The 21,657-nt window shown below is 66.6% G+C and carries 20 protein-coding genes; 10 read left to right on the forward strand and 10 right to left on the reverse strand.

From position 1 onward, the window contains the following. Window positions 1–33 precede the first annotated feature (33 nt). Window positions 34–1,515, forward strand: a complete 1,482-nt coding sequence (glpK, locus tag METLW4_RS0116170; protein WP_018267275.1) for a glycerol kinase GlpK — start codon at window positions 34–36, stop codon at window positions 1,513–1,515. A gap of 14 nt (window positions 1,516–1,529) precedes the next feature. On the opposite strand, the gene METLW4_RS0116175 is transcribed toward glpK, so the two are convergent. After that, window positions 1,530–3,233 carry a hypothetical protein gene (locus METLW4_RS0116175; protein WP_043332892.1) on the reverse strand — a complete coding sequence of 568 codons (1,704 nt, stop codon included), beginning with the start codon at window positions 3,231–3,233 and terminating at the stop codon, window positions 1,530–1,532. A gap of 789 nt (window positions 3,234–4,022) precedes the next feature. Here METLW4_RS0116175 and METLW4_RS0116190 point away from each other — a divergent pair. From METLW4_RS0116190 to METLW4_RS0116210, 5 genes are all read left to right on the forward strand, one after another. Beyond that, window positions 4,023–4,724, forward strand: coding sequence for a response regulator transcription factor (locus METLW4_RS0116190; protein ID WP_018267279.1), 702 nt, complete (start codon window positions 4,023–4,025; stop codon window positions 4,722–4,724). 6 nt (window positions 4,725–4,730) lie between these two features. Next, a complete protein-coding gene (locus METLW4_RS0116195; RefSeq protein WP_018267280.1) occupies window positions 4,731–6,563 on the forward strand; it encodes a stimulus-sensing domain-containing protein in 1,833 nt (610 codons plus the stop codon). Next, a complete protein-coding gene (locus METLW4_RS0116200; protein ID WP_018267281.1) occupies window positions 6,560–7,048 on the forward strand; it encodes an HPr kinase/phosphorylase in 489 nt (162 codons plus the stop codon). Before METLW4_RS0116195 ends, METLW4_RS0116200 begins: the two co-directional genes overlap by 4 nt. Before the next feature lie 184 nt (window positions 7,049–7,232). After that, window positions 7,233–7,634 carry a PTS sugar transporter subunit IIA gene (locus METLW4_RS0116205; protein WP_018267282.1) on the forward strand — a complete coding sequence of 134 codons (402 nt, stop codon included), beginning with the start codon at window positions 7,233–7,235 and terminating at the stop codon, window positions 7,632–7,634. Continuing rightward, window positions 7,631–7,939, forward strand: coding sequence for an HPr family phosphocarrier protein (locus tag METLW4_RS0116210; protein WP_018267283.1), 309 nt, complete (start codon window positions 7,631–7,633; stop codon window positions 7,937–7,939). Before METLW4_RS0116205 ends, METLW4_RS0116210 begins: the two co-directional genes overlap by 4 nt. A gap of 138 nt (window positions 7,940–8,077) precedes the next feature. Here METLW4_RS0116210 and METLW4_RS0116215 read toward each other — a convergent pair whose 3' ends face one another. Further along, entirely contained in the window at window positions 8,078–10,927 is a 2,850-nt protein-coding gene (locus METLW4_RS0116215) for an AMP-binding protein (protein ID WP_018267284.1), read from the reverse strand. A gap of 182 nt (window positions 10,928–11,109) precedes the next feature. On the opposite strand from METLW4_RS0116215, the gene METLW4_RS0116220 reads away from it, so the two are divergent. From METLW4_RS0116220 to purQ, 3 genes are all read left to right on the forward strand, one after another. After that, window positions 11,110–11,988, forward strand: coding sequence for a hypothetical protein (locus tag METLW4_RS0116220; RefSeq protein ID WP_018267285.1), 879 nt, complete (start codon window positions 11,110–11,112; stop codon window positions 11,986–11,988). 115 nt (window positions 11,989–12,103) lie between these two features. Beyond that, window positions 12,104–12,340, forward strand: coding sequence for a phosphoribosylformylglycinamidine synthase subunit PurS (purS, locus tag METLW4_RS0116225; RefSeq protein ID WP_018267286.1), 237 nt, complete (start codon window positions 12,104–12,106; stop codon window positions 12,338–12,340). 4 nt (window positions 12,341–12,344) lie between these two features. Further along, window positions 12,345–13,031: a phosphoribosylformylglycinamidine synthase subunit PurQ gene (purQ, locus tag METLW4_RS0116230; protein ID WP_018267287.1), complete on the forward strand. Its 687-nt coding sequence runs from the start codon at window positions 12,345–12,347 to the stop codon at window positions 13,029–13,031. Between the two features lie 289 nt (window positions 13,032–13,320). On the opposite strand, the gene METLW4_RS0116235 is transcribed toward purQ, so the two are convergent. The 3 genes from METLW4_RS0116235 to METLW4_RS25105 form a co-directional block, all read right to left on the reverse strand. Then, entirely contained in the window at window positions 13,321–14,325 is a 1,005-nt protein-coding gene (locus METLW4_RS0116235) for a CorA family divalent cation transporter (RefSeq protein ID WP_157235186.1), read from the reverse strand. Between the two features lie 111 nt (window positions 14,326–14,436). Continuing rightward, window positions 14,437–15,654 carry an acyltransferase family protein gene (locus METLW4_RS0116240; RefSeq protein WP_018267289.1) on the reverse strand — a complete coding sequence of 406 codons (1,218 nt, stop codon included), beginning with the start codon at window positions 15,652–15,654 and terminating at the stop codon, window positions 14,437–14,439. A gap of 63 nt (window positions 15,655–15,717) precedes the next feature. Continuing rightward, complete coding sequence (locus tag METLW4_RS25105; protein ID WP_018267290.1) at window positions 15,718–16,911, reverse strand: acyltransferase family protein; 1,194 nt, start codon at window positions 16,909–16,911, stop codon at window positions 15,718–15,720. Window positions 16,912–17,107: 196 nt separating this feature from the next. Between METLW4_RS25105 and METLW4_RS0116250 the strand changes: the two genes are divergently transcribed. Next, window positions 17,108–18,487, forward strand: a complete 1,380-nt coding sequence (locus METLW4_RS0116250) for a class II 3-deoxy-7-phosphoheptulonate synthase (protein WP_018267291.1) — start codon at window positions 17,108–17,110, stop codon at window positions 18,485–18,487. 102 nt (window positions 18,488–18,589) lie between these two features. On the opposite strand, the gene METLW4_RS0116255 is transcribed toward METLW4_RS0116250, so the two are convergent. From METLW4_RS0116255 to gmk, 5 genes are all read right to left on the reverse strand, one after another. Further along, a complete protein-coding gene (locus METLW4_RS0116255; protein ID WP_018267292.1) occupies window positions 18,590–19,423 on the reverse strand; it encodes an FTR1 family iron permease in 834 nt (277 codons plus the stop codon). 10 nt (window positions 19,424–19,433) lie between these two features. Further along, window positions 19,434–19,769, reverse strand: a complete 336-nt coding sequence (locus METLW4_RS0116260; protein ID WP_018267293.1) for a cupredoxin domain-containing protein — start codon at window positions 19,767–19,769, stop codon at window positions 19,434–19,436. Between the two features lie 228 nt (window positions 19,770–19,997). Then, entirely contained in the window at window positions 19,998–20,339 is a 342-nt protein-coding gene (locus tag METLW4_RS0116270; protein WP_018267295.1) for a hypothetical protein, read from the reverse strand. A gap of 196 nt (window positions 20,340–20,535) precedes the next feature. Beyond that, window positions 20,536–20,991 carry a hypothetical protein gene (locus METLW4_RS27860; protein ID WP_157235188.1) on the reverse strand — a complete coding sequence of 152 codons (456 nt, stop codon included), beginning with the start codon at window positions 20,989–20,991 and terminating at the stop codon, window positions 20,536–20,538. Window positions 20,992–20,998: 7 nt separating this feature from the next. Next, window positions 20,999–21,637, reverse strand: coding sequence for a guanylate kinase (gmk, locus tag METLW4_RS0116275; protein WP_018267296.1), 639 nt, complete (start codon window positions 21,635–21,637; stop codon window positions 20,999–21,001). Window positions 21,638–21,657: the final 20 nt, after the last annotated feature.

Consider the following 21,657-nt stretch of genomic DNA (forward strand, 5'->3'; position numbering starts at 1 on the left):
CGGCGACACGAAAGGACAGAAGCGGAGACGGTCATGACCAGATATGTCGGCGCGATCGACCAGGGCACGACGAGCTCGCGCTTCATCCTCTTCGATCATGAGGGCGAGATCGTCGCGCTCGACCAGCGCGAGCATGCGCAAATCTATCCGCGCCCCGGCTGGGTGGAGCATGACGCGGTCGAAATCTGGCGCAACACGCAGAGCGTCGTCGCCGGGGCCTTGAACAAGGCGGGGCTGACGGCGGCCGATCTCGCCTGCGTCGGCCTCACCAATCAGCGCGAGACGACTCTGCTGTGGGACCGCCGCACGGGCGCGCCGCTGCACAACGCCATCGTGTGGATGGACACGCGCACCGATGCGCTGGTCGCGCGCTTTTCCGCGCAGGGCGGCAAGGATCGCTTGCGCGCGAGGACCGGCCTGCCGCTCTCCACCTATTTCTCCAGCCTCAAGCTCATCTGGCTCCTCGAGAACATTCCCGGCGCGCGCGAGAAGGCGGCCGCCGGCAAAGCGCTGTTCGGCACGATGGACTCATGGATCGCCTGGAATCTGACCGGGCGCCATTTCACCGACGCCACCAACGCCGCGCGCACGCAGCTGATGAATCTCGAGACGCTGCAATGGGACGATGAGCTGCTCGCGCTCTTCGACATTCCGCGCGCCTGCCTGCCGCAGATTCTCTCCTCGAGCGAAATCTATGGCGCCTGCCGCGCGCCACTCGCAGGCGCCCTGCTTTCCGGCGCGCTCGGCGATCAGCATGCGGCGCTGATCGGGCAGGCCTGCTTTGCGCCGGGCGACGCGAAAAACACCTATGGCACAGGATGTTTTCTGCTGATGAACATAGGCGAGACACCGCGGCTCTCCACCAAAGGACTGCTCACCACGCTCGCCTATAGACTCGGCGAAGAGAAGCCGGCTTACGCGCTCGAGGGCTCTGTCGCCATCGCCGGCGCGCTGGTGCAATGGCTGCGCGACAATCTCGGAATTATCGAGAAGAGCGCGGATATAGAAGCGCTGGCGGCGAGCGTTCCCGACAATGGCGACGTCTATTTCACGCCCGCATTCTCCGGCCTCTATGCGCCCTATTGGCGCGAGAGCGCGCGCGGGATCATCGCCGGCCTCACGCGCTTCTCGACGAAAGCGCATATCGCGCGCGCCGCGCTGGAAGCCGTCGCCTTTCAGACGCGCGACGTCGTCGCGGCGATGGCGGAGGATTCCGGCGTCGCGCTGGAGGAGCTGCGCGTCGACGGCGGCATGGCGGTGAATGCGCTGCTGATGCAGTTTCAAGCCGATATTCTCGGCGCTCCGGTCGTGCGGCCGCGCTGCATAGAGACGACGGCGCTCGGCGCCGCCTATACCGCAGGACTGGCGGTCGGCTTTTGGAAAGACAAGCGCGAGATCGCCACGCATTGGCGCGCCGAGAAAAGATGGAGCCCGATGATGTCGACGGAAGAGCGCGAGCGCCGCATCGCCAAATGGGCAAAGGCGGTGACGCGCTCGTTCGATTGGACGGACTGACGCGCAAGGCTTCGTCAGAATTTGGCGAGCACGGGAATGATCGGCGCGGCGCCCTCGAACGGATAATAGCGAAAGCTGGTGAACACCATGCTGTCGCGCGCTTGCGGCGCGCCGCCGACGCCGAAATAGCCGTCCTTCACCGTGTAGGAATATTGCACGCCGCCGCGCACCTTGCCGAATTGGCCTTCGTATAAAGTGTGCCAGAAGCCGCCGGTGACTTGCCGAATGTCTTTGATGATTCCGGCGCAGGCCAGCGCTCCGCCCAATGGAACATTGGCCGCCGTGCCGCCGGAGAGGAAGGCCGTCGTGGTCAGCGCTTCATTTTCTATGTTGCATCCCAGATTGTTGAAATAGGGATTGGCGAAGCCGCCGAAAATGACATTTCCCGGAACGGCGACATATTGCGGATTGCGCCGCGTGAACTCGCCGCCGGCATAGGCGTATATGTCGAGATCGGGCCGCGGGTGCAGCACGCCGCCGATGAGAATCATGCGCTCGTTGATCGGCAGCGGGCCGCCGTCGACGGCCGACCATGTCGCGTCCGCGAGCTGCCCGGCGCCATAGCGGCCGATTCCATGGCCGATGGCGCCGGAGACTTGGAAATCGAGAAGGCCGGGGAGAACCGGCGCGAATAGGCCGGCTCCGAAGCCGCCGCCCCAGGCGTTGCGATTGCCCCAATAGGCGCGCGTGGTGAAATTGCGCGCCAGGCCGAAGCCCTCCATATGCACGGTCCGATCGCCGAGATCGGCGTCCCATGCGGCTTTGCCGATGAGATCGGGCGCGCGATTGAGCGAATAGCTGTTCACAATGTTGAAGAGGCCGCCGCCCGCCGCTTGTCCGAACAATATCGGATTTTGCAGCGGCAGAGCGGTCGTGCCGAAGAAGCCCGGCGGCAGCGCGCCATAGCCGGTAAAAGTGGTGGCGGCGCCCTCGGCGGCGAAGGCGAGCCAGAATTCCTTGTTGAAATCCACGGTGAGGCGCATGCCGGGCTGCCGCGCCCAGACATAGCCGGGAACATATTGCGCATCGATGGTGAGCGGCTGAATCGTCGTGTCCGGCTTTATGCCGACCTTGTTCAACGTCACCAGCGACCACGCCTGCCCGGCCATGAAATGCGCGCCGAACGAATCCCAATCGATATTCGTGTACATCTGCCGCAGGCGCAGATTGTAGGAATTGCTCTCATTGGAATTGGCGGTTTGCGCCGCGCCGAGAAAATCGGTTTCGACATAGCCGGTGATCTTGGTGAAAGGATCGATGTCGCCCTTCACCAGCATGGACAGACGGCTCTGTCGCGCGCTGAAGCGGAACTCGCTCGAATGTCCGGTCGCGAAGAAATTATAGGGAATATTCTGAAACGGCGTGTTGACGTCGGCGCCGACCCAGCGGCTACGCCAGACGCTTTCGAGCGCGATGAAGCCGCCGGGCGTGATCGTGATTCCCCGAAAGCGAAAATTGTCCGGCCCCTTCTTTTCCGCCTCCTCCTTTTTTTCCTTCTCTTTCTGCTTCTCCTCCTTCTCCTTTTTCTTATCGGCCTGCGCGGTCTTTTGGGACTTGTCCAATCGCGCCTCGAGCTTGTGCAAGCGCTCCGTGAGCGCGCGAACCTCCGCGCGCAATTCCTCTTCATTCGCGCTCGACGATGTCGTCGAGACGAGGAGAAGCGTGATCGCGAAAGAGCCGCGCAGCAGCTCCGCACGATGAGAATGAAAAGGATTCATTGCGCCGGTCCCCTGGACGGCGCCGCGCCGATGAGAAAGGCGCGCCCGCGCGCGTCGCCGAGCGAGCGCGCGAGGGGCGGCCGAAACGCTGTGCGGCGCGACGCGATCACTGTCGAAAACGAAGAGGTGATGAAATCGCACGCGACGCGCGACACGAATGCGCGCGGCCATGCCGGCGCGGCGCCGATTCGCTCGGCGTCGGGACGCTACGCGCAGGCTATGACGAATCGACGACCGAGGGAATGCGCGCCTCGCGCTGCTCTCCGACGATCCCATGCGCTGAAGGTGACGCGAGCTCTAGCCGCGCAGCGCGAATCGAAAAGATCGCCGAATCACGGCGCCGTCGATGCGCGAGCGTCGCTTTTGGCGCGGGTCGCGCGCATGCGGGAGCGCGAGCGCCGCGCGATGCGCCGGCACGGCTGCGGACGCGCCGGCAACATCTTGCTTTTTATCGAAATTTTCGACGCTTTGCGGATGCCTTGCGAGCGAAGGCTTCGCCGCCTGTTTCCGCGGCGATTCGCCCCTGTGACGGCAATAGGTGATTTGTGTCGCGATTATGTATATAAGGCGACACGAAACCGATTGTCGGCCCTGTTTCGGCCGACGTCATGCGAATGGCCGAGGCCAGCCACATTTCGGCCGCCAACGCCTTGGAACGTGGCGCCCGAACGGCGATGTTCCAAAGCGGCGAGGCGAGCCGCCGAGACGACGAGTCGCGCGGGCGCAAAAATCGAGGCCCCCGAAGCGAACATCGAGCCCGATATCGGACGTAAACAGTAAAGGTTGAAGATGCCGACAATCGCTCTCGTCGACGACGACCGCAATATTCTCACTTCCGTCTCGATCGCGCTGGAAGGCGAGGGCTACCGCGTTCAAACCTACACCGACGGCGCCGCCGCGCTCGACGGGCTGCGCGCCAATCCGCCGGACCTCGCCATTTTCGACATAAAGATGCCGCGCATGGACGGGATGGAGCTGCTGCGCCGTCTGCGGCAGAAATCCGACCTTCCGGTGATCTTCCTCACCTCCAAGGACGAGGAGATCGACGAATTGTTCGGCCTCAAAATGGGCGCCGACGATTTCATTCACAAGCCGTTCTCGCAGCGCCTGCTGGTGGAGCGCGTGAAGGCCATTCTGCGCCGCGCAAATCCCAAGGAAGCCGCCGCGCAGAAGGAATCGGAAGCCAAGGTGCTGGAGCGCGGCGCGCTGGTCATGGACCCGGAGCGCCATACCTGCACCTGGCGGGGCGATCCCGTCGTGCTCACGGTGACGGAATTTCTCATCCTGCAGGCGCTGGCGCAGCGCCCCGGCGTGGTGAAGAGCCGCAATGCGTTGATGGACGCCGCCTATGACGATCAGGTCTATGTCGACGATCGCACCATAGACAGCCACATCAAGCGGCTGCGCAAGAAGTTCAAGGTCGTCGACAATGAGTTCGAGATGATCGAGACGCTCTATGGCGTCGGCTATCGCTTCAAGGAAGCCCCATAACGGCTCATGACAGTCACGACCGACAATGAACATGGCGTCGCCGAGACGCAGGCGCGGCAAAAACGAATCGGCCGCGCCGCGTCGGTTCGCTTCGCGCGGCTCACGCGCGCGATTCAGTCGCGCCTGTCGTCCTCCCTCACACGCCGCATCGTCGTGCTCAATCTTGGCGGCCTCGTGGCGCTGCTCGGCGGCTTTCTCTATCTCAACCAATTTCGCGAAGGCCTGATCGACGCGCGCGTGCAGAGCCTGCAGACGCAGGGCGAGATCATCGCCGCGGCGATCGCCGCCTCCGCGACGGTGGATACGGACGCCATCACCATCGATCCCGAGAAGCTGCTGCGGCTCGCGCCGGGCGAGAGCTACAGCCTCGCCGAGGGCAGCCAGCCGTCGATGGAGTTTTCGCTCAATCCCGAGCGCATCGGCCCGCTGCTGCGCCGTCTCGTCTCGCCGACGCGCACGCGCGCGCGCATCTATGATCGCGACGGCTATCTCCTGCTCGACTCGCGCTCCGTCACCGGACGCTCCAATATTCTGCGCTTCGAGCTCGGGCCGCCGGGCGGCGCGAGCGAATCGGCCAGCTATCTCGAGCAAGGCGTGAATGCGCTGCGCCGCTGGACGCGCCGGCCGGAGCTGCCGCTCTATGAGGATATCGGCGCCGGCAATGGCAAAGCCTATCCCGAAGTGGCCGCCGCGCTCACCGGCGGCGCGCTCTCCGTGGTGCGGGCCAACGCCAAGGGCGAGACCATTATTTCCGTCGCCGTGCCGGTGCAGCGCTTCCGCTCCGTGCGTGGCGCGTTGCTTCTCTCCACGCTCGGCGGCGACATCGACGCCATTCTGGCGCAAGAGCGCTGGGGCATCATCCGCATCTTCCTGGTCTCGGCCGGCGTGATGCTGCTGCTGTCGCTGCTCTTCGCCGGCACCATAGCCGAGCCTATGCGCCGCCTCGCCGAGGCGGCCGAGCGCGTGCGCCGCGGCGTCAAATCGCGGCAGGAGATTCCCGATTTCTCGCAGCGTCAGGACGAGATCGGCCATCTCTCCGGCGCGCTGCGCGACATGACGCGCGCGCTCTACAATCGCATAGAGGCGATCGAGCATTTCGCCGCCGATGTCGCGCATGAGCTGAAGAATCCGCTCACCTCTCTGCGCAGCGCGGTGGAGACTCTGCCCATCGTCAAGGACGAGAATGCGCGCTCGCGTCTGCTGACCATCATCAAGCACGACGTCGGCAGGCTCGACCGTCTCATCAGCGATATTTCCGACGCCTCGCGTCTCGACGCAGAGCTGGCCCGCGCCGACATGGACATTGTCGATGTCGCCGGCGTGCTGAAGACCGTCGTCGGCATGGCGCATGACCTCGATCGCGGCGACGGCGTCACTGTCACGCTCGACATTCAGCCCGCCGATCCGCGGCGGCGCTGGCGCATCCTCGGCCATGATTCGCGCCTCGCGCAAGTGTTCGACAATCTCATCGGCAACGCCCGCTCCTTCTCGGCGGAGGGCGGCGATGTGCGCGTCTATCTGCGGCCGGAGCAGGCGATGGGGCCGGGCGGCCAGCCGATCGACGGCTATGAGATCATCGTCGACGACGACGGGCCGGGCATTCCCGCCCACGCCTTCGAGCGCATTTTCGAGCGCTTCTACACGGATCGGCCGGAGCAGGGCTTCGGCCAGAATTCCGGGCTCGGCCTCTCCATCTCGCGCCAGATCGTCGAGGCGCACAATGGCCGCATCCGCGCGATGAACCGCACGCGGGCGGAGCCGGAGGGCACCGACGAGATCGCGCCGGAGGATGTGGTGCTGGGCGCGCGCTTCGTGCTCTGGCTGCCGGCGGCGAAATGACCGGCGCGCCTCGCCAGACCGAGCCGGCCGAGGAGCAGATCATGATTCACGCCAACGCCCTGCTCATCGGGCCGGCCGGCGCGCTGCTGCGCGGGCCGTCCGGCGCCGGCAAGAGCGGGCTCAGCCTCGAGCTGATCCATCTCGCACAGGGGCGCGGGCTTTTCGCGCGGCTCATCGGCGATGATCGGGTCGCGCTCGTCCGCCGTCATGGCCGCCTGCTGGCGCGCCCGCATCCGACCATAGCCGGAGCGATAGAGGAGCGCGGCCGAGGCGTTCTGCCGGTCGAATTCGAGCCTGCGGGGGTGCTCCGCTGTCTCATCGATCTATGTGGAGAAAGAGACGAGCCGCCGCCCCGCTACCCGCCGGAGGAGGGCGCGGAGGCCGATCTGTGCGGCGTGAGGCTGCCGCGGCTCGCCGCGGACGCCCGCGAGGCCGGGGCGACGCGGAAGATTTTCTCGTTTATTCATCAGTTTGTAGCATTTTAACGAGGACCGGAGGTTTTCGCTTGCCAATTTCGCCGCAACGCACAAAATGGCGCCCGAAACGCTGCGAACGTCGGGGCGACATTCGCGTTAGTAAATTGGTGAGCCGCAATGCGGTCTGCTTCGGTTCTCCGGTTTCGACGATCTCGTTCTCCTGCGAGACGGTCTTCATGAGCGGTAGCTGCGAATGATCGGAATGGTCCTGGTGACCCATGGCCACCTCGCCACGGAGTTTCGCGCGGCCCTCGAGCATGTCGTCGGCCCGCAGAAGCAGTTCGTGTCGATCTCGATCGGCCCCGAGGACGATATGGAGCGTCGGCGCCGGGACATTATCGACGCCATCGCCGAGGCGGACAGCGGCGACGGCGTGGTCGTGCTGACCGACATGTTCGGCGGCACCCCCTCCAATCTGGCGATTTCCGTGATGAATGGCGGCAAGGTCGAGGTGCTGGCCGGCATCAACCTGCCCATGCTCATCAAGCTGGCCTCGGTGCGCGAATCGGCTCCGCTCGAGCAGGCGGTGTTGCAAGCCCAGGACGCCGGGCGCAAATATGTCTATATCGCCAGCCGAGTCCTCAACGCCAAATGACCGACCAATCCGTTTCCGCCGCCGCCGATGGCGGCCGCATCGTCCGCGATCTCACCATCGTCAACCGCAAGGGCCTGCACGCGCGGGCGACGGCCAAATTCGTCCAATGCTGCGAGGCCTATGAGGCCGAGATCACCGTCTCCAAATGCGGGGACACGGTCGGCGGCAGCTCCATCATGGGCATATTGACGCTGGGCGCGGCGCAAGGCTCCACCATCACCGTGACCGCCGCCGGCCCGCAGGCCTCGCAGGCGATAGAGGCGCTGGCGGCGCTGGTCGGCAACCGCTTCGGCGAGGACGAGTAGGGCGCGCAGGCCCCCTCCCTCACCCTCCCCCGCTCGCGCGGGAGAGGGAAGTCGGCCGTCGTTTCGCGAAATTTCGATGAAGGGGCGAATCTGCTCCCTCTCCCGCAAAGCGGGGGAGGGCTGGGGAGGGGGCCTCCGCTACGCATCCCCCCGCTTCGGCTTGGACAATTCGCTCAAATCCGGCTCCCCGCAGCGCGCGAGAATGGCGGCGCGGACATGGTCGCGCAACCGCAGCGCGCAGAGAAAATCGCTCCCGCCCGCCCGTATCGGCGGCAGAATGGCGAGCGACAGCGCCGAGCGGCGTGGGAACCATTGCTCGCCCCGCAACATGCCGCGGGTTCCGCGCAAAACGCCGGGATAAACCGGCAGCTCCGCCTCCGCGGCGATCTTGAACGCGCCGAGATAGAAGCCGCAGAGCCCGGCGCGGCGCGTGAAGGTCCCCTCCGGGAAGAAGACGAGATTGCGTCCCTCCCGCGCCGCAGACGCGAGCTTCTCCGCATCGGCCACGCTCGCCGCAATGTCGAAGCGCTCGACGAAAAGCGCCCCGAGCCGGCGCAGGAACGGCCCGGCGAACATCTGCCCGGCCAGCTCCTTCTTGGCGACGAAGGCCGGCTCGCCCGGCAGGCGCGCGGCGAGCAGCATGACGTCGACATAGCTCGAATGGTTGAAAGCGAGCACCGCGCCGCCTGTCGGCAGACGCTCGAGCCCCTCCGTCGTGACCTTCGCGCCAATGGCGCCGAGCATTGTCCCGGCGATCTTGCGCACGGCGGGCCAGCGCGAGCGGCGGGGCAGGATCATCACCGCCCACCAGGCGGCGAAATAGCCGGCGCAGACGATGAGCCACCACCAGAAGGCATAGGCGAGCTCGCCCGCTCGTTGCGCCGCCCCACGCAGCGCAGGCCATAGGCCGAGCAGCGCCAGCCGGCCGATCTGCAGCCAGACCGGGCCGCGCGGCTCGCCGAGCCGGCCCTCCTCGAACAGCGCCTTGGCGGCGCTGCGGCGAATCTTGCCGCTCGAGGTCTTGGGCGTGGAGCGCGGCGGTAGGAAGCGGACCTCGTCCGCCGGCGCGCCGCAGACGGCGGCGACCGCCGCCTGAACCTTGGTCTCCAGCGCGCCCAGCGCCTCCGGCACGGTCTCATAGGTCTCGGCGACGACGATCAGCCGTTCTGTGCCGGTCTCCATATCGGCCGCGCCGAAAGCGGCGACGCAGCCCTTGCGAATGCCGGGCAGCGCGGCGACGGCCTCCTCTATCTCCTGCGGATAGAGATGCCGCCCGGCGCGAATCACAATGTCCTTGACCCGCCCGGTCACAAAGATCTCGCCGCCGGCCATATAGGCGCGATCGCCGCTGTCGAGCCAGCCGCCCCGAATCAGCGATTTGGTCTTCTCCTCATTGCAGAAATAGCCCGTCGTGGCCGAGGGGCCGCGAAACTCCAGCCGCCCCTCGCGGCGCTCGGAAAGCTCGCGGCCGGCGGCGTCGACGATGCGAATCTCATGGCCCGGCAGCGGAGCCCCGCAGCCGACGATCTCCAGCGCGCCGGCGCCCTCCCCCGCTAGCTCGGCGCGGCCGTCGGTCGCCAGCGCCTCGCGAGAGATGCGGTCGATGAGCGGCGCGCGGCCGGGCGGCGGAAAGGCGAGGCCGACCGCATTTTCCGCGAGCCCATAGACCGGCGCCATGGCCTCCGCCCGAAAGCCGTATTTGGCGAATTTTTCGGCGAATCGCCGGATCGTGCGCGGGGAGATGGGCTCGGCGCCATTGGCGACCATGCGCAGCGAGGAGAGATCGAGCCCCTCGATCTGCGCCGGATCGATCTTGTCGAGGCAGAGCTCGAAGGCGAAATTGGGCGCGGCGCTCAGCGTGCCGCGATGGCGGTCGATCGCCTCCAGCCAGCTCGCCGGCCGCGAGAGGAAGGTCAGCGGCGACATGACATAGAGCGGCGCGCCGAAATGCAGGCAGCCGAGCCAGGCGCCGATCAATCCCATATCGTGATAGAGCGGCAGCCAGCTCACGAAAGTGTCCGCCGAGCTGGCGCCGATGGCGAGGCCCATGGCGCGCACATTGGCGAGAAGATTGGCGTGGCTCAGCACGACGCCTTTGGGATCGCCCGTGCTGCCGGACGTATATTGCAGCATGGCGGTCGCGCCCGCCTCGCGCGTCGGCGGCAGCGGCGCGCCATTGGCGCCGCTGGTGAGATCGGCGACGCAGACGATCGCCTCGAGGCTCTCCACGCGCCCGCGGGCGAGGCCGGCGAGGCGCAGACCCTCCGGCGTGGTGACGAGCAGCCGCACCCCCGCATTGCGCAAAATGCCGATCTGCCGGGTGAGATGCTCCTCGATCTGCGCCATGCGCATCGGCGGATAGATCGGCACGGGAATGGCGCCGGCGTAGAGCGCGCCGAAAAAGCCGACGAAGAAATCGATTCCCGTCGGCAGCATCAGCGCGATGCGGTCGCCCGGCGCGACGTCGCGAGCGATGAGCCCCTCGGCCGCGCGCCGCGCCTCATCGGCGAGCCGCCAATAGGTGAGCGCGCCGCCGGGCGTCGCGGCGTCGCGCAGAAAGGTGAGATGCCGCCGCTCGGGATTTTGCGCGGCGTGCCAGTCCAGCGCCTCGGTCAGCGTCCTCGCCTCGAAGGCGGCGCGGATATGCGGCAGCGCCTCGGCGGGCGAAGGCTCGGCGAAGGCGGGCGGCTCGGCGCCGGGGGCTTTCTCCAGCGCCGTCAGCAGATCGCCGACCGTATCGGCGCGGCCCAGCTCCTCGAGCGGCAGAGGGGCGTGGAAGGCGCGCTCCAGGCGCATGTTCAATTCGGCGCGCGCCAGGCTGTCGACGCCGAGATCCTGCTCGAGCCGGCTGGACAGCGAAATCTCCGTCGGCGCGCCGCGCCGCGGATGCATCTCGCGGGCGAGCGAGTCGACGACGGCGAAAACCTCCCGTCGCGCCGCCTCCTGCGTGGCGCGCCGACGTCCCGGATAGTTGGAGACCGCATGCATGAGGAGCCCCTCCCTCGCTGACGAGGCAGATAGAGCGAGGTCGGCGGCATTCGACTCTTTTCTGTAACCCGCCATCGACATGGGCCGCCGATAATCGCTGCGGTCGCGCTGACGTCAGCCTCGCGCAAGGCGGACGCCGGAAACTGGATGCGCGTCCGACGCGCCATGGATGGTCACGAATCATGGTCTCGCCGATTTCCGCCGTCACCTCGAGAGCGCCCAGCGTGCGCGCGCTGTCGCGCGTCTCGCAGGTCACGGCGAGAGCCGAGCCGGTGGAGGAGACGAGCGTCGAGACCGCGACGACGGCCGCCAAGCCGCCACCTCCGCCCGGTCCGGGCCTGCGCGACGCGCTGCCCGCCGGCTATCGCAATTTCGCCATGCCGCTCGGAGCCGAATCCGACGAGCCGCTCTCCGGCGAGAATGCGCCCTTGCGGTCGGCCTATGGGCCGAGCGCGGCGGCGCTCTCCGGCCTGCCGCGCCTCATCGGCGAGCGCATCCCGCTGCGCATCGTCATTCGCGAGGCGCAGACCGCCCTTCGCGCGGCGGCGGAAGCGCGCGGCGAGACAGTGCGGGAATTTCTCGACGCCGCCGAGACCGTTCCGCGCGCGCGCCTTCCCTCCCGCAATCCCGCCGAGGCCGCGCCGACGATTCGCGCCGCGCTTCTGGTCCGCGACGGCGAGCGCGACACGGCCACCATCGATCTCTATGTGACCAAGACCGGGCCGGGCGCCTTCGAGGCAGCCGCCTATGACCGCGATTTCGCCTCGCCCTCCGGCGGCTTTCCCTATGCCGCGCCGCCGCTCTTCATCGATCGCATCAATTTCGATCCCGCCTATCAGGCGGTGGTCGCGGCCGTCGCCAGCCCGCCGCGCCGGCGCAGCGCCGCGAGCGGCCGCGGGGCGTCGCCGGTCGGCTCCTTCGTCGTCACCTCTGTGATCGGCGTCGCGACCTTCGTCGCCGTCATGCTGACGCTCGCCGCCGGCCAGCCCGTGTTCGCCGCCACGATCGCGCTGCTCGGCGCCATGGGCTTCGTCTACGCGCTGCGCGCGCGCTCGGCCTGAAGCGTCGCAGAAACTCTCTCCCCGGAAATTCTCTCCCCCAGAAATTCTTGCGCTCCGGCGCGTCCCCCGCTAACCCTGCGGCCAGCCTCCGAAGCCCAAACAGGGAAGCCGCCGCATGAAAGCCCGCGTCATCGTCACCTTGAAGAACGGCGTGCTCGATCCGCAGGGCAAAGCCATCGAAGGCGCGCTGGCCTCGCTCGGCGTAGAGGGCGTCGGCGGCGTGCGGCAGGGCAAGGTGTTCGACATAGAGCTCGAGGGCTCCGACCGCGCCCTCGCCGAGGCGCGGCTGCGGACCGCCTGCGAGAAGCTGCTCGCCAACACCGTCATCGAGAATTTCCAGATCGAGATCTGACCCCATGAAAGCCGCCGTCCTCGTCTTTCCCGGCTCCAATCGCGAAGGCGATATGGCGCGCGCGCTTCGCCAAGCCACCGGCCACGAGCCGGCGATGGTCTGGCATTCGCAGACCGAGCTGCCCGCGGGCACCGATCTCGTCGTGCTGCCGGGCGGCTTCTCCTATGGCGATTATCTGCGCTGCGGCGCCATCGCCGGCCGCGCCGCCATTATGGACGCGGTGCGCGCCCATGCCGCGCGCGGCGGGCTGACGCTCGGCGTCTGCAACGGCTTTCAGATTTTGTGCGAGGGCGGGCTGCTGCCGGGCGTGCTGATGCGCAACGCCAATCTGCGCTTCGTCTGCCGCATGCAGCATTTGCGCGTCGAGCGCGCCGACACGGCCTTCACCGGCCATTATCGGCAGGGCCAGACGATCGAGGTCGCCATCGCCCATGGCGAGGGCAATTACGAGGCCGATGACGAGACGATCGCCCGGCTCGAGGGCGAGGGGCTCATCGCCTTCCGCTATTGCGACTCGCTCGGCCGCGTCGGCGGCGAGGCCAATCCCAATGGCTCGCGCAACGACATCGCCGGAATCTTCTCCGAGCGCCGCAATGTGCTCGGCCTGATGCCGCATCCCGAAAATCTCATCGATCCGCTGGTCGGCGGAATCGACGGCCGCGGCTTGTTCGAGAGCCTCGCGGCAGCGTGAGGGGAACGGCGCGGGCGGCCTTCGCCGCCGGCCCTCTCCCTCGAATGCGCACATCCTCCGCGTCCCCGAGACGTCCTGGCCGGGCTTGTCCCGGCCATCCACGCCAGCGCGCCGAGGCGTCTCGGAATTGGCGCGACGCCGAAGCTCCGGCGGCGCCCGCCATGGAACGAAATCCGTCGATAGCGGGCGCTTTCCTTCGGATGCTCAGCTGCTTGGCGTGGATGGGCGGGACAAGCCCGGCCAGGACGGTCGCCGTGCCGCCGCGCGCGGCGAGCCGGCCCGCGTTCCGCTAGCCCTCGCGGCGCTTGATCCACGTCAGCGCGAGAAAGGCCGCCGCGGCCGAGGCGACGCAGATCGCCGTCGCATAGAGCGTGCCCTGCTCATTGTCGGCGAAGAACAGATTCTTCGTGTTCATGCCGAAGAGGCCCGTGACCAAGGTCGGGGGCATCAGCAAAGTGCCGAGAATGGTCAGCACATAGAGCTGGCGATTGGTCTCCGCCGTGAGATTGGAGACGATCTCGTCCTGCAGCAGCCGCGCGCGCTCCTCCACCGCCTGCAGCTCCTGCTGCAGCGAATCGAAACGCTGCGTCAGCCGGCGCAGCGCCTCATGGGTCGGCGGCGTGACGCGCGGCGAGAAGGCCGTGCGGGAAAAAACGCGCTGGCCGTCGGCGAGTTCGCGGCGCAGGCGGATCGTCTGGCGGCGCAGCGCGCCGAGATCGCGCCGATCGTCATGGGCCTCGTCGTCGAGCACGCGATCTTCGATCTTGTTGAATTTGGCGAGAAGCTTCTCGAGCCCGATGTCCATGGCGACGAGGCTGCGCGTCACCAGCGCCTCGAAGAGATCGAGCGGCGTTTGCAGCCGCTGGCCCTCCAGCGCCGCTTGCCGAATGGCGGCCGTCGATTCGACCGCGTAGCGGCGGGCGGTGACGATGCAGCGCTCGGTGACGACGACGCGCAGCGGCCGCAGCACGTCCTCCTCCCGCTCGAGATCGCGGCCGTAATCGGCGAGCACGCCCCATAGCGCCTGCTCGTCGGCGTCGAGCCGCTGATGGCTGTCCTGATCGATGAGCAGCGCGCGGGCCTCCGCCGGCATTTGCCGGCGGCCGGCGACCCAGTCGCGATAGCGAAGATCGGCGACATTGAGATGGACCCAGAAATAGCCGTCGGCGGCCGCATCGAGCTGCGCGGAATCATGGTCGGCGACGAGCGTCGCCGCGCCCTCCGCATCGAAGCGCATGACCCAGAGAAAGGGCGAATCGCCCGCGATCGCGCCGGCCGGCGGCATCGTCTTCATTTTCATGCGTCCCCGCGGGCGCGCGCCATCGGCGGCCCGCCTCGGGTCCTCGCCATTAGAGGAAGGATGCGACGTTTCGTCGACAGAGGGCGGCACGGATGACCTTCAGCCTCAGGCGTCGGCTTTTTGCGGCGCGCGCTCCAGCTCCTCGAGCGGCTGCGGGAGGCGCCGACGCCGCCGCTCCTCCGCCGCCTCGAAGGCTTTGCGCAGCCCGCGCCGAGCGGAATTGGTGTGCGCCTCGGTGACGCGCGAGAAGAGAAAGCCGAAGACGACCGCCGCCGTCATCACCGCCGCCATCACCAGCCAATGGACGGGCGTCGCCAGCTCGCGCGCCCATAGCGCGCCGAAATGCCGATCGGCCAGGGCGCGCGCCAAAATCAGCACGGGCATATGGACGCTGTACAGCGAGAAGGAGAAATCCGCGAGCCGCCGATGCAGCTGCGGCTGGAACAGCGCCCAGCCCTGCTGCGGCCCGAAGCGCAGCGTCGCCACGAGATTGAGGAAGAGAACGGCGCCGAGAAGATCGGCGGCGTCGGCGAGATAGGGATACGCCTCGAGATTGGGGCCGCGCACCAATAGGCGAATGGGGATGACGGCCGCGACATAGAGCGCGAGCGCGATCCAGCGCGACTGGACCAGCGGGCGCCGCGCCAGCGTCGCCAGCGCGCCGAGGCCCCAGAGCAGATAGCCGAAACGAAACCAGCCGCCGGACGGGATCGACATGACCACCAGAATGGCGAGGCCGAGCGCGAAGCCGATGGCGCGCGTCCGCAGCGAATAGGCGCGGGCGAAGGGCAGCAGCAGCAGCGGGAAGGAGATGTAATACCAGAACTCGCAGGCCAGCGACCAGAGCGGCCCATTGGTGCCGAAGAAATCGCAATAGATCGCCGCGAGATTGGCCAGCGAGCCGAGGAAGAGATCGGCGCGATAATGGTCCTTGAACACCGGCCAGTCATAGACGCCGCTGTCGCCGAGCCAGCCGCGGCCGATCCCATCCACCGCGGCGGTGACGAGCAGCGCCGGCGCGAGGACGATATAGATGCGCGCGAAGCGATGGATGAGATAATCGCGCAGGAAGGGCTTGTCCTTGCGCAATTGCGCCAGCACCGCGCCGCCGACGAGATAGCCCGAGATGGCGAAGAAGCCGACGACGGCCTGATGTCCGAGCTCGAAGCTGACGAAGAACCACCAAGCGTAGACGCTCGCCGCATGGGGCGCGCTCATTATGTCGGCGAGATTGACGAACATATTGGTGGAGTGGACGGCGAGCACGAGCAGCGCGCCCACCCAACGACATGCCTCGATGAATTGCGACAAAAGGACCGGCATGTGTCTCCGAAGGCTTTGGCGCGAGCGGATCGCCCCAAATGAAAAAAGCAGGACAGGGCCGAGTTATAGCCCCTCGGCTCGACCTTGGCCAACCCAGCAGGCGCGCTCGCCGAGCCGCGCGCGCCGGTCCAGCGCGGCGACGGCCGCGTGCAGAAGCCGCCGCACCGTCGGCGTATGCGCCTCGGTCAGACGCGAGAAGCCGAAGGCCGTCGCGACGGCGACGAGGAGCAGCGCCGCGGTGACGAGCCAATGCGTCGGCGTCGGCAGAAGCTTGTGCCAGTCCGCGCCGAAAATATGGCCGGCTCCCGCCCAGAAGAAGAAAACGATCGGCATATGCGTGGCGTAGAGCGAGAAGGAGAAATCCGCGAGCCGGCGATGCAGCGCCGAATCTCGCAGCGTAAAGCCGCTTTCCGAAAAGCGCAGCGTCGTCAGCAGATTGGCGAGCGTCGCCGCGGTGAGCGCGTCGGCGATGTCGTGCAGAGCCGGATTCGCCTCGAAGAGCGGCCCGCGCGCGGCGAGGCGGCCGACGACGAGCGCCGCGAGACAGATCCCCAGCGACAGATATTTGCCAGAGAGCAGCGGACGCGGCGCGCGGGCCGCCAGCGCGCCCATGGCCCATAGCGCGAAGCCGAAGGGCGCGCGCGAGGAGGGAATCGAGAGAAGGAGCAGCAGCAGCGCGCCGAGGGCGCAGCCGACAAGACGCGCGGGCTCCGAATAGGCGCGCGCCCAGGGAAGCAGCAGCAGAGGGAACAAAATATAGTACCAGAACTCGCAGGCCAGCGACCACAGCGGCCCGTCGGTGCCGGCCTGACCGGCCCAGATGTTCTGCTGCATGGCCAGCGTCGAGAGAATGCGCGAGGGCTCATAGGCGCCCTCGAGGCCGGGAAGCTCATAGACGCCCGCGCCGGCGAAGAACTCGCGGCCGAGCGCGTCGAGAGCGAAGGTCAGCGCCAGCGCCGGGACCAGCACCAGATAGATGCGGGCGAAGCGATCGATGAAATAGGCGCGCAGGAAGGGCGTGCGCCGCTCCATGGCCGCGAAGACGCGGCCGCCGACGAGAAAGCCCGACAGAACAAAGAAGACCGTCACCGCCTGATGCGAGAAGGCGGTGACGAACCACCAGAGATAGACCAGCGGCCCATGCGGCGCGACCATCATGTCGCTCAGCGAGATGAGCACATTGGCGTGAGCGAGCAGAACGGCGAGAGCGGCGAGCCAACGGGCGGCGTGAACGAAATCCGACAAAAAGACAGGCATGAAAACAGCGCTCTGTACGAAAAGGGCGTCGTCGAGGCTAGGGAAAGCGGCGCGCCGCGTCACCTTGCGGAAAGACCGCAGAGCGTGGCCGATGGGATAAGGCGACGCTCGCGGCGCGCCGGCAAAAGCTCGCCTCTGCGGGCCGGCTCCTGTATAGCTGGGCCGCGCGGGGGAGCGGCGAGCAGGAGCCAGGCCAGTGGAGAATTGGACGCCCGGAAGCTGGAGAGCGAGACCGATCGAGCAGACGCCGATCTATCAGGATCAGGCGGCGCTCGCCGATGTCGAGCGGCAGCTCGCCGGATTTCCGCCCCTCGTCTTCGCCGGCGAGGCGCGCAGCCTCAAGCGCTCGCTCGCCGAGGTCGCGGGCGGCCGCGCCTTTCTGCTGCAGGGCGGCGATTGCGCCGAGAGCTTCAGCGAGCATTCGGCCGACAATATCCGCGATTTCTTCCGCGTCTTCCTGCAAATGGCGGTGGTGCTGACCTATGCGGCGGCCTCGCCTGTGGTGAAGGTCGGCCGCATCGCCGGCCAATTCGCCAAGCCGCGCTCCGCCCCCACCGAGAAGCAGGGCGCGCTGGAGCTGCCGAGCTATCGCGGCGACATCATCAACGACATCGAATTCACCGCCGCCGCCCGCACGCCCGATCCGCAGCGCCAGCTGATGGCCTATCGGCAATCGGCGGCGACGCTCAACCTCATCCGCGCCTTCGCGACGGGCGGCTACGCCAATCTCGTCAATGCGCATCGCTGGATGCTGGGCTTCGTGCGCAACAGCCCGCTGTCGGACCGCTATTCGCAGCTCGCCGACCATATCAGCGAGACCTTGGGCTTCATGCGCGCCATCGGCCTCGATCCCGAGCATCATCCAGAGCTGCGCCAGACGGATTTCTACACCTCTCACGAGGCGCTGCTGCTCGGCTATGAGCAGGCGCTGACCCGCGTCGATTCGCTCGAGGGCGGCTATTTCGCCACCTCGGGCCATTTTCTCTGGATCGGCGACCGCACGCGCCAGGAGGACGGCGCCCATATCGAATATCTGCGCGGCGTGCAGAACCCCATCGGCCTCAAATGCGGGCCGAGCCTGAAGCCGGACGCGCTGCTGCGCCTCATCGACAGACTCGATCCGCAGAACGAGCCGGGGCGGCTGACGCTCATCTGCCGCTTCGGCTCCGACAAGGCCGCCGAGGCGCTGCCGCCGATCCTGCGCGCCGTCGCCCGCGAGGGGCGCAATGTCGTGTGGTGCTGCGACCCGATGCATGGCAACACGATCAGCGCCGGCGGCCGCAAGACCCGGCCTTTCGATCGCGTAATGGCGGAAATCCGCAATTTCTTCGAGGTTCACCGCGCCGAAGGCACCTATGCCGGCGGCATTCACCTCGAGATGACGGGACAGAATGTCACCGAATGCATGGGCGGCGCGCGCGATATTTCCGAGCAGGAGCTGGGCGTGCGCTACGACACCACCTGCGATCCGCGCCTCAACGCCGAGCAGGCGATAGAGGTGGCCTTCCTCGTCGCGGAATTGCTGAAGGCCGAGCGTCTCGCGCGCGACGCGCAGGAGCAGGACGCGGCGGAATAGAGACAAATCGGAAGCGAGCCTGAAGGCTCGCGGTCCAAAGCACTCCCTGGACCGCGAGCCTTCAGGCTCGCTTCATGCCCCGTGCGGCAAAAACCGGGATAATCACTCCGCCGCGGCGTGGACATTGGTGGCGGCGGGCCGCGGAGAGGCGAGCCGCGTGGCGATGATAATGCCCGCCAGCGTCGCCACATAGGCGACGAGCTGCAACGCCGTCGGCTGGTCGACATAGCCGATCAGCGTATGCAGCACACGGCCGAAGAGGCTGGAATCCGGCAGCACGCCGGATGTGTCCCACACGGTCTGCGACAGGGCGGTGATGATCCAGGCCTGTTGCAGAAAGCCGGCGCATTGCGCCGCGAGGCCCGCCGCCAGCAGAGTGATCATCGCCGTCGTCACGGCGAACAAATGCCGCGCCGGAATGGTGACGAGGCCGAAATAGGTGAGCGCGCTGACGCCCGCGCCGAGCACGAGGCCCGCCACGCCGCCGGCGAAAAGATCGGACGCCGTCTCGCCCGAGGCGAGAATTCCGTAGAGGAACAGCGCCACCTCCGAACCCTCGCGCAGCACGGCCACCGCGACGACCACCGCGAGAGCGAGAAAGGATTTCTCGCCCGAGACCGCGGCGCGGCCGGCCGCCGCCAGCTCGCTCGCCAGCTCGCGGCCGTGGCGCGCCATCCAAATATTATGCGTGGCGAGCATCACCACCGCCACCGCGAGGACGCCGGCGTTGAACAGCTCCTGCCCACGGCCGGCGACGGCCTGCGACAGCGCATCGGCGAACAGCGCGACGACGCCGGCGCCGAGCGCGCCCGCCGCCACGCCGCCGAAGACATAGGCTCGCGAGCCGCGCGCGCCGCGTGTGACGGCGAGCACGATGCCGATGACGAGACCCGCCTCTATGACCTCGCGAAAGACGATGATGAGTGCGCCCAGCATGGTGTGATCCTTACTCGACGACGAGCTCGCCCTTGGCCGTATCCTCGTGATATTCGCCGACGAAATGATAGCGGCCGGGCTTCAGCGGGCGCACGCGCACGGTGATCTCGGCCTTGCCGGCCACGACCTTCTCGATCTTGAGCGCCTTGCTCTCGAATTCCTCGGGCGTCGAGTCGAGATTCTTCACGACGATGGTGATCGGCTTGTCGGCGGGCGCATGCAGCTCGGCAGTCGAGAAGCGATGATCCTTGATGGAGATTTCGAGAGAGGTCTCGTCGGCCGCGACGGCGGCGCCGACGCCCGCCGCGAGAGCGGCGGCGACGAGAAGAATACGGGAGGATTTCATTTCACGCCTTTCGATGAATCGTTTCGACGCCTTCGCCCACGCCCCGCGTGAAGCGAAGCAAGAACCGGCCCACCGCCATGCGCGCGGCGGGCGTCACGACGCCCGCTCATGAATGCGCTACAGCTTGAATATGAAGGTAGTTAAAGGCTCCGCTCGCCACAACGGCGCGAGTTGAGATTGCTTCCAATGTGACCGGCTGGCGATACGATTCGGACGAAATGTCGCGACTCAGCCGGGATAGCCGTGACGCGCCTTGCTCGCATGCACCAGAGCGACGGCCTGAGCGTCGCGACCCGCCGCGCAGGCCGAGGCGGCGGCGGCGATCTCGTTCTGGATCGTCGCATAGACGCCCTGAGTCACGTGACCCATGGCGAGATCATTGTCCATGATCGCGCGATAGCGGCGGATGGCGCCGGAGCAGCCGGATCCGTCGGGAAGCTCGAAGCCAGCGGGCGTCGTGTTGCGAGTCGCGACCGCCGGCGCCTGCGCGACCGCGACGGGCTGCGCGGAATTGCAGGCGGCGAGGCACAGCGCCGCGATGATCGGGACGAAGAGCTTTGCGGATGTCATGGCGAAACCGAAATCCCTCGCATTATCGGACTGACTGCAGATGATTGACTGTCGGCGACGCGCCGAGCAAGTCGAAATTTCCCACCCTCTCACCGCGCGGGCGAATTTTGTGAGAGCAAGTCGCTGTGAAGCTCGAAATGGCTCGGACACGCTCTCCCGAGCCGATCCGATCGCAGCGGCGGCGGCTCCGTTGGAGTCAATTCGCAATAGAGCGACATCGAGGACTCGGACCGCACCGTGTCATGGTGCACTCTATTTCAATCTCCGAAGCGGACGATCCATATAGAAAGCCGACGTCGAGAATTTCTCTTCCAAACCCCACCCATCGGCGTTCGATAAACCATCCGCCGCGATGGTCTTTCGAGCGATCATACGAAATATTCAATCCTCTGGCATATTCCTCTGAATTGAGCGCGCCCGGGTGTTTTTTCATAAATGCTTGAATAAGATAATCGTCCTTCACATGGCGAATTGCGCTCTCGTCGCTGGCCACTTCTTCTTTTCCCGAAGCGCACCCCCAGCGATATTCGACGGCGGTATCCAGCAAATCTTTGGCAAAACCGACGCAAGAGGCGAAGATCAAAACCGCGGATATCCCTAAGAAAATACAAAACAATACACGCATCGAGGGGACGAATGCGCGATAGGACATGCGCTCGTCACTCGCTCAACAGCCGCGCGACGAAAGCCTCTATGCCCGGCAGGCGACGCGGCCGGCGCTGGCGCTCGGCGCGCAATATTGCGAGAAGATCGTCGAAAGTGCGCTGCAGATCGTCGTTGACCAGCACATAATCATACTGCTTCCAACGCTGAATCTCATTGCGCGCATTCTCGAGACGGCGCTCGATCGTCTCGCGCGAATCTTCCGCGCGGCGCTCGAGACGCGCGCGCAACTCCTTCATCGACGGCGGCAGAATGAAGACGGTGACAGTGTCCGCGGCCATCTTGTCGCGCACCTGCTGCGTGCCCTGATAATCGATATCGAAGAGCGCATCGCGGCCTTCGCGCAAAATTTCTTCCACCGGCGCGCGGGGCGTGCCGTAATAATTTCCGTGCACCTCCGCCCATTCCAGCAATTCGCCGCTGTCGCGCATCGACTCGAAGCGGCTCTTGGAAATGAAGGAATAATGGATGCCGTCGACCTCGCTGGAACGACGCGGGCGCGTCGTCACCGAGATCGAGAGGGTGAGGTCGAGCTCGCGGTTCTGCAGCAGCATGCGCGTCAGCGTCGTCTTCCCCGCGCCGGAGGGCGAAGAGAGAATGAGGACGATTCCGCGGCGGTCTGGCGTTGTGGGCATCTCAGGTCCAACGAATAGCG

This window comes from Methylosinus sp. LW4 (genome assembly GCF_000379125.1).
Classification (GTDB): domain Bacteria; phylum Pseudomonadota; class Alphaproteobacteria; order Rhizobiales; family Beijerinckiaceae; genus Methylosinus.

What these genes read in the sequence shown, in the direction of transcription:
- METLW4_RS25105 (WP_018267290.1), bottom strand. Translation starts at nt 16,911, where the DNA reads ATGCCTGTCTTTTTGTCGGATTTCGTTCACGCCGCCCGTTGGCTCGCC.
- METLW4_RS0116175 (WP_043332892.1), bottom strand. Translation starts at nt 3,233, where the DNA reads ATGAATCCTTTTCATTCTCATCGTGCGGAGCTGCTGCGCGGCTCTTTC.
- METLW4_RS0116195 (WP_018267280.1), top strand. Translation starts at nt 4,731, where the DNA reads ATGACAGTCACGACCGACAATGAACATGGCGTCGCCGAGACGCAGGCG.
- METLW4_RS0116210 (WP_018267283.1), top strand. Translation starts at nt 7,631, where the DNA reads ATGACCGACCAATCCGTTTCCGCCGCCGCCGATGGCGGCCGCATCGTC.
- METLW4_RS0116255 (WP_018267292.1), bottom strand. Translation starts at nt 19,423, where the DNA reads ATGCTGGGCGCACTCATCATCGTCTTTCGCGAGGTCATAGAGGCGGGT.
- METLW4_RS0116205 (WP_018267282.1), top strand. Translation starts at nt 7,233, where the DNA reads ATGATCGGAATGGTCCTGGTGACCCATGGCCACCTCGCCACGGAGTTT.
- METLW4_RS0116220 (WP_018267285.1), top strand. Translation starts at nt 11,110, where the DNA reads ATGGTCTCGCCGATTTCCGCCGTCACCTCGAGAGCGCCCAGCGTGCGC.
- purQ (WP_018267287.1), top strand. Translation starts at nt 12,345, where the DNA reads ATGAAAGCCGCCGTCCTCGTCTTTCCCGGCTCCAATCGCGAAGGCGAT.
- METLW4_RS0116270 (WP_018267295.1), bottom strand. Translation starts at nt 20,339, where the DNA reads ATGACATCCGCAAAGCTCTTCGTCCCGATCATCGCGGCGCTGTGCCTC.
- glpK (WP_018267275.1), top strand. Translation starts at nt 34, where the DNA reads ATGACCAGATATGTCGGCGCGATCGACCAGGGCACGACGAGCTCGCGC.
- purS (WP_018267286.1), top strand. Translation starts at nt 12,104, where the DNA reads ATGAAAGCCCGCGTCATCGTCACCTTGAAGAACGGCGTGCTCGATCCG.
- METLW4_RS0116260 (WP_018267293.1), bottom strand. Translation starts at nt 19,769, where the DNA reads ATGAAATCCTCCCGTATTCTTCTCGTCGCCGCCGCTCTCGCGGCGGGC.
- METLW4_RS27860 (WP_157235188.1), bottom strand. Translation starts at nt 20,991, where the DNA reads ATGTCCTATCGCGCATTCGTCCCCTCGATGCGTGTATTGTTTTGTATT.
- METLW4_RS0116235 (WP_157235186.1), bottom strand. Translation starts at nt 14,325, where the DNA reads ATGAAGACGATGCCGCCGGCCGGCGCGATCGCGGGCGATTCGCCCTTT.
- gmk (WP_018267296.1), bottom strand. Translation starts at nt 21,637, where the DNA reads ATGCCCACAACGCCAGACCGCCGCGGAATCGTCCTCATTCTCTCTTCG.
- METLW4_RS0116240 (WP_018267289.1), bottom strand. Translation starts at nt 15,654, where the DNA reads ATGCCGGTCCTTTTGTCGCAATTCATCGAGGCATGTCGTTGGGTGGGC.
- METLW4_RS0116200 (WP_018267281.1), top strand. Translation starts at nt 6,560, where the DNA reads ATGACCGGCGCGCCTCGCCAGACCGAGCCGGCCGAGGAGCAGATCATG.
- METLW4_RS0116215 (WP_018267284.1), bottom strand. Translation starts at nt 10,927, where the DNA reads ATGCATGCGGTCTCCAACTATCCGGGACGTCGGCGCGCCACGCAGGAG.
- METLW4_RS0116190 (WP_018267279.1), top strand. Translation starts at nt 4,023, where the DNA reads ATGCCGACAATCGCTCTCGTCGACGACGACCGCAATATTCTCACTTCC.